The organism is Pseudonocardia oroxyli, from assembly GCF_900102195.1.
In the GTDB taxonomy this organism is placed as follows: Bacteria; Actinomycetota; Actinomycetes; order Mycobacteriales; family Pseudonocardiaceae; genus Pseudonocardia; species Pseudonocardia oroxyli.
Map to the genome: position 1 here is coordinate 422,574 of NZ_FNBE01000002.1, position 13,902 is coordinate 436,475.

General features: G+C 76.5%; 9 protein-coding genes and 1 pseudogene. 8 read left to right on the top strand and 2 right to left on the bottom strand.

Annotated features, from left to right (window positions below; all coding sequences use genetic code 11):
• Positions 1-48: 48 nt before the first annotated feature.
• From BLS43_RS04750 to purH, 4 genes are all read left to right on the top strand, one after another.
• Positions 49-966, top strand: coding sequence for a DUF5336 domain-containing protein (locus BLS43_RS04750; protein ID WP_143029941.1), 918 nt, complete (start codon positions 49-51; stop codon positions 964-966).
• A gap of 1,033 nt (positions 967-1,999) precedes the next feature.
• A complete protein-coding gene (locus BLS43_RS30880) occupies positions 2,000-4,213 on the top strand; it encodes a cell division protein PerM (RefSeq protein WP_245707290.1) in 2,214 nt (737 codons plus the stop codon).
• 103 nt (positions 4,214-4,316) lie between these two features.
• Positions 4,317-4,940, top strand: coding sequence for a phosphoribosylglycinamide formyltransferase (gene purN / locus BLS43_RS30885; protein WP_245707291.1), 624 nt, complete (start codon positions 4,317-4,319; stop codon positions 4,938-4,940).
• Positions 4,937-6,490 (top strand): bifunctional phosphoribosylaminoimidazolecarboxamide formyltransferase/IMP cyclohydrolase, encoded by a 1,554-nt coding sequence (gene purH / locus BLS43_RS04760; protein ID WP_093077210.1) that lies wholly within the window; start codon positions 4,937-4,939, stop codon positions 6,488-6,490. Before purN ends, purH begins: the two co-directional genes overlap by 4 nt.
• A gap of 147 nt (positions 6,491-6,637) precedes the next feature.
• Here the strand turns inward: purH and BLS43_RS04765 are convergent, their stop codons facing one another.
• Positions 6,638-7,747: a glycosyltransferase family 2 protein gene (locus BLS43_RS04765; protein WP_245707292.1), complete on the bottom strand. Its 1,110-nt coding sequence runs from the start codon at positions 7,745-7,747 to the stop codon at positions 6,638-6,640.
• A gap of 408 nt (positions 7,748-8,155) precedes the next feature.
• Between BLS43_RS04765 and BLS43_RS29820 the strand changes: the two genes are divergently transcribed.
• The gene (locus BLS43_RS29820) at positions 8,156-9,091 is read left to right on the top strand and encodes a hypothetical protein (protein WP_176921162.1); all 936 of its coding nucleotides are present in this window, start codon (positions 8,156-8,158) and stop codon (positions 9,089-9,091) included.
• Positions 9,092-9,176: 85 nt separating this feature from the next.
• Positions 9,177-10,451 (top strand): annotated as a pseudogene (locus tag BLS43_RS30420) (DNA polymerase Y family protein); the annotation flags it as partial.
• 970 nt (positions 10,452-11,421) lie between these two features.
• Here the strand turns inward: BLS43_RS30420 and BLS43_RS04780 are convergent.
• Positions 11,422-12,819 (bottom strand): M28 family peptidase, encoded by a 1,398-nt coding sequence (locus BLS43_RS04780; protein ID WP_093077218.1) that lies wholly within the window; start codon positions 12,817-12,819, stop codon positions 11,422-11,424.
• 372 nt (positions 12,820-13,191) lie between these two features.
• On the opposite strand from BLS43_RS04780, the gene BLS43_RS04785 reads away from it, so the two are divergent.
• Positions 13,192-13,563, top strand: a complete 372-nt coding sequence (locus BLS43_RS04785; RefSeq protein WP_093077221.1) for a MerR family transcriptional regulator — start codon at positions 13,192-13,194, stop codon at positions 13,561-13,563.
• Positions 13,560-13,889: a thioredoxin gene (gene trxA, locus BLS43_RS04790; RefSeq protein ID WP_093077224.1), complete on the top strand. Its 330-nt coding sequence runs from the start codon at positions 13,560-13,562 to the stop codon at positions 13,887-13,889. Before BLS43_RS04785 ends, trxA begins: the two co-directional genes overlap by 4 nt.
• The last annotated feature ends 13 nt before the right edge of the window (positions 13,890-13,902 follow it).

Genomic DNA, 13,902 nt, shown 5'->3' on the forward strand with positions numbered 1-13,902 from the left:
CGTTCATCCGGGTGGGTTAGCGTCGGGGGCAGTCTTCGAGGAGCGGTGATGAGCGAGAGTCCCAACCCGGAACGGGCCGCACTGGCAGGCCCTGCACGCACGATGGTCATGGCGGGCACCGGGCTCGCGGTGGTCGTGTGGCTGCTCGGCTTCTTCTCGGTCTTCCCGATCGTGCAGGTCGCGCCGGCGCTGCTGCTCGGCGGTGGCGCGCTGGCCGCCGTGGCGCTGCTCCCGCGGGCGGACCGCTTCCTGATCCCCGCGGCGGTGCTGGCCGCCGTCGGGTTCCTGCTGCTCGTGCAGCTGGGGGTGCTCGGCTCGCAGGTCGCCGGGCTGGCGGGCGGCTCGCTCGGCGGCATCGAGATCGCCGCGCTGGTGCTGGCGTTCCTCGAGGCCGCCGTGCTGGTGGGCGCGGTGCTGCTGGAGGCGGGCGTCGTCTCGCTGCCCGCCCCGAAGCCCGCCGCCCCGCCGCAGCCGTACTACGGCGGGCAGTACCCGCCGCCCCAGGGCGGCGGCTACCAGCAGCAGCCCACCCCGTACTCCTACGGCTACCCGCCGCAGCAGCAGCCCTACGGTGGCTACCCGCAGCAGCCCGGTTACGGCCCCCCGCAGGGCTGGGGCGGCCCGGCCGAGGCGCAGGCCGGCTACGGCCAGCCGCCCGCCGCGGGCTGGTCGGGGCAGCAAGGTCAGCCGGGCCAGCAGAGTCAGCCGGGTCAGCCGGGTCAGCAGAGTCAGCCGGGACAGCCGGCTCCGGTGGGTGCGTACGGCCAGCCGGGTGCCCACCCCCAGCCCGGACCGCAGCACGGGGCCCCACCCGCCCCGCCCACCCCGCCCGCGGGTCAGCACACCCCCACCGAGGTAGAGCAGACCCGCATCGAGCCGCCCGCCGAAGGCAGGCACTCCGGCGGCGTCCCCGACAGCGACCGGACCACCACCATCGCGGTCGACCCGGAGCGCCGCGACACCTGACGCTCAGGGAGCTGCGCATTCCGGTTGAGCGAGTCGCGCTCCGGTAGCGCGGACTCGCGCGCCGTTCTGCGTCACTCGCGTTTCGGCTCTGCGAGTTGCGCGCTCGAGGCGCGCGAGTCCCGCAGTCCGGCTCCGCGAGTGCCGCGGTCCGGCTCCCCGAGTCCCGCGTTCGAGACCCGCGAGTGCTGCGGTCCGGCCCCGCGAGCCCCACGTCTGAGCCCCGCGAGCTTCGCGCTTCAGGTGCGCGAGTCGCAGGCTCAAGTGAACCCGTCGACCGTGCTGCCGGCCTCTCGGTGAGGAGTCTCTACGGCTCACCCAGGCCGAGAAGATCCGCTCTTAGGGAGCGGTCCGGTCGCAAATCGACCGCTGCCCTCCCGGATTGTGGATCATGGCAGGTTCGGCGGTTCGGCGGACGCCCGAGGTGGTTGGGCAACGAGGTTGAGGCTTGGGCGACGTTCCGCAGGCCGCCGAGGTGATGCGGGCGCTCGTCGACCTCGGGGCCGGGGCGCTCGGCGATGACCTCGGCCGCCTGCCCGGACCGCGATGATCCATGTGTGGGGAGTGGTCCGGTCGCGAATCGACCGCTGCGCTCCCGGCTCGTGGATCATGGCCGGGTCGGCGGGTCGGCGGGTCGGCGGGTCGGCGGGTCGGCGGGTCGGCGGGTCGGCGGGTCGGCCCGTGCCGGGATGGCGACGCTCGAGGGGGCGGGCAACGAGGTTGAGGCTCGGGCGACGGTCCACAGGCCGCCGGGTTGCCGGGTGCTCGTCAACCTCTGGGCCGGCGGCCCTCGGTGAGGAACCTCGGCCGACCGCCCGGACCGCGATGATCCATTCGTGGGGAGCGGTCCGGTCGCGAATCGACCGCTGCCCTCCCGGATTGTGGATCATGGCCAGGTCGGTGGGGTGCCGGGGTGCCGGGGTGCGGCTCGCCTCGGGTGCTGCGCCCGGTTGTCGATGCTCGACGACCCGGCTCGCCACAGGCTGCTGCGGCGTGGCGGGCTGACTCTCGGGGGTCGCGCTGTAAGGCTCGGGGGATGACCCGATCGCTGCGTGCACCCCGCGCCGAGGCGGGCTCCTCGCGCGTCGGCCGCGACCCGGACCCCGACGCCGATGCCGAGTCCGACGGCACGGCCGCCGAGGCACGCGGGCCACGACCGCCCGAGGGGCTGGACCGGTTCCGGATCGTCCTCGCCGCGGCGATGGGCACGGTGCTCGTCAGCTACGCATTGCTGGTCCCGCCCGCGTTGGTCGTGGTGCTGGCGGGCGGCGGGGGCGGCTCGGTGGACGGCGCGTTCGCCGCGGCCATCCCGCTCTGGCTCGCCGCGCACCTGATCCCGCTGGACCTGCAGGGCCAGCCCCTGAGCGTGCTCCCGCTGCTGCCCGCGCTCCTCGTCGTCGCGATCGTGTCGGTGGGGGCGCGCTGGGCCGTGCGCAGGCTGGGTGGCCGCTTCCGGCACGACGCCGGTGCCGTCGTCGCCGCCTCGGCGGGGGCCCACGCCGCCGTCGCGGTGTTGGGCAGCGCGCTGCTGCCCAGCGCCGCCGAGGTCGGTGCCGCGCCCTGGGCGGCCATGCTCGGCGCCGGGCTGGTCGCCGCCATCGGCGCCGGGGCCGGCGTGCTGCGGGCGTGCACCCTCCCCGAGAGCTGGCGCGCCCGACTGCAGGGCTGGCCCGCCGCGGGCCTGGCCGGGGCCGTGGTCGGGGGTGCGGCGCTGGCGTTCGCCGGGTCGATCGTGCTCGTCGTCGGGCTGGTGTTCGGCGCGAGCCGTGCCCACGACATGTTCGAGTCCCTGACCCCGACCGGGGGCGGCGCGCTGGGCCTGACCCTGCTCTGTATCGCCTATCTCCCCAACGCCGTGGTCGGCGGGGCCGCCTGGCTGCTCGGCCCGGGCGTCGACATCGGGCTGGGGGCCTGGACGCCTTTCGGCGGCGCGCCCGATGCGGTGCCGCCGTTCCCGCTGCTCGCCGCCCTGCCGACGGTCCCGTCCCCGGCCTGGGCGGTGGTCGTCGTGGTGGTGCCGGTCGGGATCGGGCTCGTGGTCGGCGGGGTCTGCCGCACCGCCCTCGGCGGCGCGACGGCCGCCGACCGGCTGCGTGCCGTCGGAGTCGCGACGGGGGTGCTGGCGCTCGGTGCCGCAGTGGTCGCCCTCGCGGCCGGTGGGCGGCTCTCCGCGGGCGACTTCGACCCCGTGGCGATGCCTGCCGGCCTGACGGTCCTCGCGGTGCTGGTGTGGGTCGGTGGCCCGGCGGCGGTCGTCGCGCTCGTGCAGCGGGGCGGGCCGCCTGCCCGGTCGGCCTCCGCGGACGAGGACCTGGCCTGGTACCGCGACGGCTACACCGAGGATCAGCCGCTGGTCGAGGACGACGAGGCCGAGCGGGGCGAGGAGGCGTCGCCTGCGGCCGACGCCGTCGAGGACCTCGAGTCCGGCGGGCCTTCGGGCGGCGACGACCGGGCGGGCCCCGACGGCCCCGACGGCCCCGACGGCCCCGACACCGAGGGCCCCGCCGCGGAGGAGGGGTCGGAGGACGGCGACCCCGCCGCGGTGCCGGCCCCGGAGGACGACGGCGACGGGGTGGACAGTCGTACGGGTGGTGCGACGTCCGCGGGTCGCGTGCGGCATTCGGCCCCCGCGGGCCCGCGGGGGCACGCTGGTCGCCGCGGCGACCGGACGGCAGCGGTCGACGCCGCCCGACGCCGCCGCGAAGCCCGCCTGGCCCGCAGCGCCGCAGTGGAGACGCCGCGGTCCGAGCCGGACGAGCGGCCGCGTGCCGAGGGCCTCAGCGCCGAGGGGCCCCGTGCCGAGCAGTCCGGCAGCGACGGGCCTCGCGCCGAGACGAAGCGCGCAGGCCGGCCCCGTGCCGAGCAGTCCCGTTCCCGGCCACCCCGCACTGAGCAGCCGCGCGCCGACGGGCCCGGTGCCGAGCAGTCCGGCAGCGACGGGCCTCGCGCCGAGTCGACGCGCGCAGACCGGCCCCATGCCGAGCAGCCCCGCCCTGAGCACGCGAGCACCGAACACTCGAGCACCGAACACTCGAGCCCCGAACACTCGAGCACCGAGCAGCCCGGTCCCGACCAACCCCCCGCCGCACGGCGCGGGCTGCTCCGCCGCCGCGACCCCCGGGAGAAGACGGACCCACCGGGCCGGACGCCCCCCGCCGCCCAGGAGACCGAGCCCGCCCCGCGGACGGTGGCCGAGCTCGTCGCGCTGCGGAAACGCCAGGCCGAGGCCGCACGTCCGGCCGAGGACTGAGCGGGCCCGAGCGCGTCGGCGGACCCGAAAGGGCAGGTCCCCGCGCTGTGACCGCCGTCGCGGCTTAGGCTGGTGGGGTACCGAACCCGGCCCGAGGAGACAGGTGCCCGCCTCGTCGAGCGCAGACCCCACCGCGGGGGCCCGCGTACCCGGCCGAGCCCGGCTCGTCGTCCTCGCCTCCGGAGCAGGCACCCTGCTGCAGGCCCTGCTGGACGCCGGCACGGACTTCCCCGGCGAGGTCGTCGCCGTCGGCACCGACCGGGCGGACGCCCACGCCCTCGACCGCGCGGACCGCGTGGGCACGGCGACGTTCACCGTCCCCCCGAAGGCTCACGCGGACCGCGCCGCCTGGAACCTCGCGTTGCTGGAGGCGACCCGTCCGCACCGCCCCGACCTGGTCGTCTGCGCCGGGTTCATGCGGATCCTGGGCGCCGCGTTCCTCGACGGCATCGGTTGCCCGATCGTCAACACCCACCCCGCGTTGCTGCCCGCCTTCCCCGGCGCGCACGCGGTCCGGGACGCCCTGGCCCACGGCGTGAAGGTCACCGGGAGCACCGTGCACCTGGTGGACGCCGGGGTCGACACCGGCCCGATCCTCGCCCAGGAGGCCGTCCCGGTGCTGCCCGGGGACACCGAGGCCACCCTCCACGACCGCATCAAGATCACCGAGCGACGGCTGCTGCTGTCCACCGTCGCCGAGCTGTGCAACGGAGAGAGAGACCAGTGAGCGAGCGCCGTCCCATCAAGCGGGTCCTGATCAGCGTCTACGACAAGGCCGGTCTGCTCGACCTCGCGACCGGGCTGCACGCCGCCGGGATCGAGATCGTCTCCACCGGGTCCACGGCCCAGCGCATCGCGGACGCGGGCGTGCCCGTGACCCCCGTCGAGGAGCTGACCGGGTTCCCCGAGTGTCTCGACGGCCGGGTCAAGACCCTCCACCCGCGTGTCCACGCCGGCCTGCTCGCGGACACCCGCAAGCCGGAGCACCTCGCCCAGCTGGAGCAGCTCGGCATCGCGCCGTTCGACATGCTGGTGTCCAACCTCTACCCGTTCACCGAGACGGTGGCGTCGGGCGCCACGCCGGACGAGTGCGTCGAGCAGATCGACATCGGCGGGCCCGCGATGGTCCGCGCGTCGGCGAAGAACCACGACAGCCTCGCCGTGATCACCGACCCGACGCGCTACGGGTGGGTGCTGGAGCAGATCGGCGCGGGCGGGTTCACCCTGGCGGACCGGCGGGCGCTCGCGGCCGAGGCGTTCCGGCACACCGCCGCCTACGACGTCGCGGTCGCCTCCTGGATGGGCAGCGTCCTGGCCCCCGGCGACGGTGCCTTCCCCGAGTGGGCGGGCGCGACCTGGACCCGCACGGCGTCGCTGCGCTACGGCGAGAACCCGCACCAGGCCGCGGCGCTGTACGCGAACGGCACGCCCGGCCTCGCCGCCGCCGAGCAGCTGCACGGCAAGGAGATGTCCTACAACAACTACGTCGACGCCGACGCCGCCTGGCGGGCCGCCCACGACCACGGCGACCAGCCGACCGTCGCGGTGATCAAGCACGCCAACCCGTGCGGGATCGCGGTGGGCGCGGACGTCGCCGAGGCGCACCGCAAGGCCCACGCCACCGACCCGGTCAGCGCGTACGGCGGCGTCATCGCCACCAACCGCGAGGTGTCGGCCGAGATGGCGCGGCAGGTCAAGGACATCTTCACCGAGGTCGTGCTCGCCCCCGGCTTCGCCCCCGAGGCGCTGGAGATCCTGCAGACCAAGAAGAACATCCGGCTGCTGCGGCTGCCCGGCGAGGTCGTCCGGACGGGTGCCGAGATGCGTCCGATCAGCGGTGGGCTGCTCCTGCAGCAGCGGGACGCGATCGACGCCCCCGGCGACGACCCCACCTCCTGGAAGCTCGTCGCGGGCGAGGCCGCGGACGAGCAGACCCTCGCCGACCTGGCGTTCGCGTGGCGGGCCTGCCGGGCGGTGAAGTCCAACGCGATCCTGCTGGCGCGGGACGGGGCGGCCGTCGGTGTCGGGATGGGGCAGGTCAACCGGGTCGACTCCTGCCGGCTCGCGGTGACCCGCGCCGAGGACCGCGCCCAGGGCTCGGTCGCCGCCTCGGACGCCTTCTTTCCCTTCCCCGACGGCCTTCAGGTGCTGATCGACGGCGGCGTGCGGGCCGTCGTGCACCCGGGCGGGTCGATCCGGGACGAGGAGGTCACCGCCGCCGCGGCCGCCGCGGGCGTGACCCTCTACCTGACCGGGACCCGGCACTTCGCCCACTGACCCGGCGGGGCAGCAGCCGGAGCAGGGCCAGGGTGGCCGCGATCAGGGTGCTGATCGCGACCACCCACCACAGGACGTCGAGCCCGCCGACGGCGAGGGCGCCCGCGGGCGCGGCCGTGAGCGCGGTGTCACCGGCCCTCCCGTACATCAGATCGGGGCCGGGCTGAGATGGTGCCAGCGCGCCGTGCGGCCCTGGGCCAGCGCGGTCGCGGCGGCGAGGTAGACGGCCTGCTGGAACAGGTCGTAGCCGAACTCGACGACGATCGGTGCGGCCAGCAGGATCCCGCGCCACCCGCGGCGGCGGACCGTCCAGATCCGCTCGACCACGAACACCGCGGTGACCAGCAGCCAGACACCGCGCGGCGGCCCGAGCTCGCCCAACGCCGCGAACAGCGCCGTGGCCAGCAGGAACAGCACCACGGCGAGGATGCCGAGATACATCCCGACCTGCTGGAGCCAGTACGGCGCGGTGACCCGGGAGAAGCCGTAGGCACGCAGGTTCTCCAGCGCACCGCGCTGCCAGCGCATCCGCTGGTGCCAGAGATCGCGCCAGGTCGGCATGACCTCGGTCTCGACGGTGCACCCGGCAGGCGACACGGCGCGCAGGCCGAGCGTGCGCACGGCCAGGGTGATCTCGTTGTCCTCGGTGAGCGCGCGGGAGTCGTAGACGTCGCCGGGGCGGCCGGGCAGCGCGGTGCCGCGCTCGGCGGCGATGCGGCGCAGGGTGCGCACCCGGAAGAGGGTTGCGGTGCCCGTGAGCACGCGGGCGCGGCCGCCGCGGCGGGCGATCTCACGGGCGTAGCGGGTGTACTCGTTGCGCTGCAGGGCGCCCGGCAGCGCGCGGGGCCGGAGCTCGCCGAGCAGGCCGTGCGCGTCGTCGGGGCGGCCGTGGAAGATCCCGCCGATCGCGCCGACGGTCGGGTCGTCGAGGTGGGCGCGCGCGAGCGCGAGGAAGTCGCTGCTCAGGGCGCTGTCGGCGTCGAGGACGAGGAGCAGGTCGGCGTCGTCGAGGGTGGGGAGCAGGACGCGCAGGGCCTGGTTCAGGGCGCCCGCCTTGCGATCGGTGTTGTCGACCGTCTCGAGCACCTCGGCGCCGTGTGCGAGGGCGACCGCGGCGGTCCCGTCGGTGCACCCGTCGGCCACGACGACCACCCGGTCCGGGCCGACGCGCTGCGCCCGCAGCGACGCCAGTGCCGCGGGCAGGGCGCGTTCCTCGTCGTGCGCGGGGACCAGCGCGACGATCCGTGTGTGCTCCATCAGGCTCAATCCTGCTGCGCCGTACAGCCTCAAGGCCATCTTGTCTTTTCGCGGATCTTCGGCTACCCGATCGTGGCTTGAGCGAGCCGGGCGGCTGCGTTAGAGTTCGAACGTCAGTTCGAACACCGTCTCCCCGCGGTGTCGCTCGTCGCGTGGGAGAGGTGTCGCCGTGTGCCGTCGTGGTGTCCGGGTCGTTGCTGGTGGGAAGGGGTCTCCCCGGTCGCTGGGCGGGCTCGTCGCCGGAGGGGTCCGCGGCGGGGTGTGTGTCGGCGGTGCGGGTCGCCGGTCGGGCCGTGCGGGGTGGTCGGAGAGTGCGGGCGGGCGTGCTCTGCGTGAGATCCGCTCGGCGAAGACCACCCGAGAGGGTGATGAGGAGCGCGGTGGTGGTCACGCCGGGTCGGGGGACCGGTGAGGGCGGCGGAGCCGTGGCCGCCCGCGGAGTGGACGGACTGGCCCGAGCAGGAGCCGGGCGGCACGGTGGTGGGGAGCGGCCGTCCGCCCGGTGCGGCGCGAGGGCCGGGGAGCCACCCGGAGGAGGCCCGCCGGTCCGCGGGCCCGGAGCGGTCGGCGGCGCGCTCGGGGGAGAGTGCCGCCGACCGGCTCGCCGCCGCCCGTGGGCTGCTGCGCCGGATGGAGGAGCGGACCGCCGGGACGGAGCGCCCCGCACCCGCTCCGGGGGAGGACGGCCGGGTGCTCCCGGTCGCGGCGGCGCTGTCCCCGCTGCTGCCCGCGGGAGGGCTGCGGCGGGGGAGCACGGTGGCGGTCGCGGGTGGCCCCGGGTCGCTGTCCCTGCTGTTCGCGCTGCTCGCCGAGGCGTCGGCGGAGGGCGCGTGGGCGGGGGTGGTCGGGGTGCCCGGGCTCGGTGCGGTCGCCGCCGCGGAGGCCGGGGTGCGGCTCGAGCGGCTCGCGCTCGTGCCCCAGCCGGGTGCGGACCTGGTGGCGGTGGCGTCCGCGCTGCTCGACGGGCTGGACCTCGTGGTGCTGGCCGGTGCCCGCGGAGTGCGGGCGGGGGACCGGCAGCGGCTGGCCGCCCGTGCCCGGCAACGCGGGTCGGTGCTGCTCGCGCTGGGTCCCTGGCCCGGCGCGGACCTGACCCTGGGCTGTCGGGACGTGCGCTGGCGCGGGACGGATCGGGGCGCGGGCAGGCTGCGCGCGCGCCGCGCGGTGGTGCACTGCGGCGGCCGGGGCACGGGGGTCGCGGGTCGGGAGGCGGAACTGCTGCTGCCGGGTGCGCGGGGGGTCGCGGAGGTGGGGCACGTGGCCGATCCCGGTGCGGCCGATCCCGGGTGGCCCGGCGCGGGCTCGGGCGCGGAGGAGCCGGCGGCCGCGGCGGCGGTGTCGTGAGCGGCGGCGCCGACGATCGCCGTCCGCGGCGCGCAGGTGCCGGATACGGCACCTGCGCACCGCAGGCCGCGATCAGGGGGCCCCGATGAGCGCGGAGCGGGTGGTGGCGGTGTGGGCGCCGGACTGGCCGGTGGTCGCGGCCATGAAGGCCGCGCACGTGTCCCCCCACCGGCCCGCGGCGGTGTTCCTGGCCAACCGGGTGGTGGCGTGCTCGGCGGGGGCCCGGTCCTCGGGGGTGCGCCGGGGGTTGCGCCGGCGCGAGGCGCAGGCACGGTGTCCCGACATCGCGGTCCTGACCCCGGACACCGAGCGGGACGCGCGGGCGTTCGAGCCCGTCGTCGTCGCGGTGGAGGAGCTGGCGCCGGGCGTGGAGGTGGTCCGGCCGGGGTTGCTCGTGCTGCCCGCGAAGGGCCCGGTCGGGTACTTCGGCGGCGAGCGGGCCGCGGCCGAGCGGCTGGTCGACCAGGTGGCCGCGCGGACCGGCGTCGAGGTGCAGATCGGGTTCGCGGACGGGCTGTTCGCGGCGGTGCTCGCGGCGCGGCGCGGCGTGGGCGTCGAGGCCGGGCGTAGCGCGGAGTTCCTCGCCCCGCTGAGCGTGGCGGAGCTCGACCGGGAGCCGGACGTCGACCGGGCCGAGCTCGTCGACCTGCTGCGCCGCCTGGGTCTGCGGAGCCTGGGGGCGTTCGGCGCGCTCGCGGCCGCGGACGTCGCCTCCCGTTTCGGCGCCGACGCGGTGCTGGCCCACCGGCTCGCCCGCGGCCTGGACCCCCGCCCGCCCGTCCGTCGTCGACCGCCGGAGGAGCTGGCCGCCGAGGTCGAGCTGGACCCGCCGGTGGAGCGGGTGGACGCGGCCGCGTTCGCCGCCCGGTCGCTCGCGGAGCGGCTGCACCGCACGCTGGCCGGGCACGGTCTGTCGTGCACGCGGCTCGGGGTGTGGGCGCGCACCGAGCAGGGCGAGGAACTGGTGCGGGTGTGGCGGTGCGCGGAGCCGCTCACCCCCTCGGGCACGGTCGACCGGGTCCGCTGGCAGCTCGACGCCTGGCTCACCCGCGGCGGCTCCGGCGCGGTCGTCGCGCTGCGGCTCACCCCGGAGGAGACGGTCACCGCGGGGGCGCTGCAGCTCGGGCTGTGGGGAGACGTCGGGGAGTCCGACGAGCGCGCGGGCCGCGCCCTGGTCCGGGTGCAGGCCCTGCTCGGGCCGGAGTCCGTGGTCACGGCGGTGCTGACGGGCGGCCGTGATCCCGGGGAGCGGGTGCGGCTCGTGCCGTGGGGAGACGACCGCGAGGCGGGCACCCGCGGCGCCGGTCCGCTCGAGGGCCCGCCCGCCCCTGCACCGACCCCCGGCTACGGCCCCTACCCGGACGCCCTGCGCCGGTCCGTGCTCGCCCACCCCGCCGGCCGAGCGCTGGGCGTCCGCACACCCCCGGCCCTCCACCTCGTCCGTGAGTCCCCCACCCCGGCCCCGCGAGTCCCCCACTCCGGACACGCGAGTCCCGCACCTCGGACACGCGAGTCCCGCACCCCGGACACGCGAGTCCCGCACCCCGGACCCGCGAGTCCCCCGGACCGGACCCACGAGCCCCTCGGTCCGGACACGCGCGTCCCCCTCACCGAGCCCGCGAGTCCTCCGCTGCAGGCTCGCGAGTCGGACACCGGCGCTGGGGAGGACGTCTCGGGTGATGCCCCCGCGGGTGTCGGGGCGGGCGCCACGCCGGACTCGGCGCCGCAGCCCCCGCCTCCCCTCGCGCGCGCCGCCCCGCGCGGGTTCGCCCCGGACGCTCCGGAGGCCGCGCTGCGCGGCACCGCACCCGCGAACCACAAGGAGCCCGTGGCCCGCGGGCCCGCCCGCTCCCAGGCGGTGCGCACGGCCGCGGCGGCGCGGGACCCGGTGCCCGCCTGGCCCGGCCGGTTACCCGCGCCCTCGCCCGCGACGGTGCCCGCCGAACCCCTGCCCGTCGAGCTGCGAGACGCTGCGGACCAGCCCGTCCACCTGCCCGAACCGGACCTGCTCAGCGCCGACCCGCACCGCCTGCTGCTGCCGCCGCACCCGCCCCGGGAGATCCGCGGCTGGGCGGGGCCGTGGCCGGTGGTGCAGCGCTGGTGGTCGCCGGAGGGCGCGGTGGGTTCCCGGCTGCAGGTCGAGCTGTCCGACGGTGTCGCCCTCCTGCTCCGGTACCGGGAGCAGCGCTGGTGGGTCGTCGGGATCTATGACTGAGCCGGGCCCGGAGGGGTCGCGCCGCCGGACCCGTCGGCCGAGGTGCTCGCCCGCCGATGTCCGACTCGCGTGTCCGGACCGGGGGACTCGCGTGTCGGGAGTGGGGGACTCGCGGTCAGCGGGGCGGGACGCCGTTCAGGGTGAGGGCGAAGCGGCCGATCGTGCCCGCCAGGGCGTCCACGTTGCGGTCCAGGGCCTGGCGGTCGACGTTGGCGAGGGTGTCGCAGGGCTGGTGGTAGCAGGCGTCGTACGGGGTGCCCGCCGTGCCGCCCCACTGTGTCGCCTGCTCGGGGGTCTTCGCCTCCTCCGCGCCGGTGAACAGCCCGCCCGCAGGGATGTCCGCCTCGATGAAGGGGCCGTAGTCCGAGCGGCCGTCGAAGTCCGTGCCGGAGCCCTGCACCCCGACCGCGGCGAGCTGCTCGAGCAGCACCTGCTCCACGGCGGCCGACCCCGCCGGGCCCGGGCCCTCGCCCTCGCGGTCGGAGTCGTCGCCGTCGTAGACGAGGTAGCCGGGGTTGGGCGACCCGACCATGTCCAGGTTCAGGTAGAGCGCGATCCGCGCCGCATCCTCCGGCGAGAGTCCTTCGACGTACCGCGTGGAGCCGACCAGGCCGACCTCCTCGGCGCCCCACCACGCGAACCGCACGGCCTGCTCGGCGGCGGGCGCGGGACCCAGGGCGAGCGCGACGTCGAGCAGCGCGGCCGATCCGGTGCCGTTGTCGTTGATCCCGGGTCCCTCCGGCACGGAGTCGAGGTGCGCCCCGGCCATCACGACCCGGTCCGGGTTCCCGGTGGTGGTCTGCGCGATGACGTTCCGGCTGGTCGTCTCGGTGGTCGTGGCCGCGACGAGCAGGGTGACCGGCGCCCCGGCGCGGGTGGCGAGCTGCTCCCCGACGGCCTTCGAGACGCCCAGGGACGGGACCGTGCCGTCGAGGTCGCCGAGGGTGCCGTCGAGCGGGCCGTCCTCGCTGTTGGAGACGATCAACGCGGCGGCCCCCGCCGTGCGCGCGTTCTGGGACTTCACCCCGAACGGGCAGGTCCCCCGCTGGACGAGCACGACGGCGCCCGCGGGCGTCCCGGCGAGCTCCTCCGGTGTGCAGCCGAGCGTGCCCGCCACGTGCAGCGGTGCGCTGACCTCGCCCGCGGGGGAGAAACCCATGGCCCCCGCCTCGACCGGGGCGCCGTCCACGGTCAGCCGCTTGTCCTGGAGCGCGAACGCCCGGACGTCGAACGACGGGGTGTCCACGGTGAAGCCCGCCGCCCGCAGCGTCTCGGCCACGTAGTCGACGCTCGCGTCGTAGCCCGGGGTGCCCAGGGCTCGGTTGCCGCCGTGCTCGTCGGCGATCGCCTGGAGCCGCTCCAGGTGGGCGTGGGCGCGGTCGCCGCTCGCGGTCGCGACGAGTCGCGCGGGCAGCGTCGGGTCGCTCGCCGGCGCCGCGGCGGGTGCCGGGGCTGCACCGCAGCCCACCAGGAGGGCCGCGAGCCCCACGAGCCCCGCCAGTCGTCCGCGCATCGATACCCCGTTCGTCCGGTTTCGATCAGTGTCCGCCATTCGGGCGCCGTGTGCCGGGCCGGAGTATCCACGGACGCTCCACGGCTGCGGCACAGGCTCCTCTCAGGCTGGGGGAGTGGAATCAGGGGCATCGGGAGTGAGCGCGACCGGTAGCTGGGGAGCCCCCGGGTCCGCGCCCCCCGTCGGACCGGATGACGCCGGTCGGGGGCTGGGGAGCGGCCCGGCCGGTGTCATCCGGTCAGCTCTGTGCGCTGCGCGGACGTCCCCGGCGGTGGTCCGTTCGGGTGGCACTCGTCCGAACCTGTGGATGACTCGGCCGTCGCGCCTTTCGGGCTGGCCTTCTCGTCGAGGGCAAGGTCTAGCGTCGCGCCCATGCGGATCGGGGAGCTGGCCGAGCGCGCGGGGGTGAGCCCGCGGGCGTTGCGGCACTACGAGGAGTTGGGCCTGCTGCCCGCGCGGCGGGCGGCGAACGGCTACCGGGCCTACGGCGCGGAGGACGTCGCGGCGGTCGCGGAGATCCGGGCGCTGGTGGATCTCGGCATGTCGCTGGAGGAGACGCGCCCGTTCGTCGAGTGCCTGCGGGCGGGGCACCCGAGCGGCGGGAGCTGTCCGGACTCGATCGCGGTCTACCGGGCGAAGCTCGCCGAGGTCGATGCGTCGCTGGCCCGGCTGCAGGCGATCCGCGCCGAGCTCGAGGGGCAGCTGGAACAGGCCCGCTGCCAGTTCACCGGGGGAGAGACATGATCGAGGAAGTCACGGACGCGGGGTTCGCGGCGCGGGTGCTGGAGTCGCCGCTGCCCGTGCTGGTGGAGTTCACGGCGACCTGGTGCCCGCCCTGCCGGATGATCGCGCCGGTGCTCGCCGAGCTGGCGCAGGAGCTGGCGGGGCGGGTCGAGATCGTGGCGCTGGACGTCGACGAGAACCCGCGCACCGCCGCCGCCGCGGGGGTACTGGGCATGCCCACGCTCGCGCTGTACCGGGGCGGTGCGGTGGTCGCACAGGTCACGGGTGCGCGGCCGAAGGCGGCGCTCCGATCCTGGCTGGACCCGTTCCTCCCGGTGGTCGCCTGATCGAACATCTGTT

Coding starts and splice junctions, on each gene's coding strand:
- BLS43_RS04750 (WP_143029941.1), top strand. CDS start 49: ATGAGCGAGAGTCCCAACCCGGAACGGGCCGCACTGGCAGGCCCTGCA.
- BLS43_RS04785 (WP_093077221.1), top strand. CDS start 13,192: ATGCGGATCGGGGAGCTGGCCGAGCGCGCGGGGGTGAGCCCGCGGGCG.
- BLS43_RS04780 (WP_093077218.1), bottom strand. CDS start 12,819: ATGCGCGGACGACTGGCGGGGCTCGTGGGGCTCGCGGCCCTCCTGGTG.
- BLS43_RS30880 (WP_245707290.1), top strand. CDS start 2,000: ATGACCCGATCGCTGCGTGCACCCCGCGCCGAGGCGGGCTCCTCGCGC.
- BLS43_RS04765 (WP_245707292.1), bottom strand. CDS start 7,747: ATGGAGCACACACGGATCGTCGCGCTGGTCCCCGCGCACGACGAGGAA.
- trxA (WP_093077224.1), top strand. CDS start 13,560: ATGATCGAGGAAGTCACGGACGCGGGGTTCGCGGCGCGGGTGCTGGAG.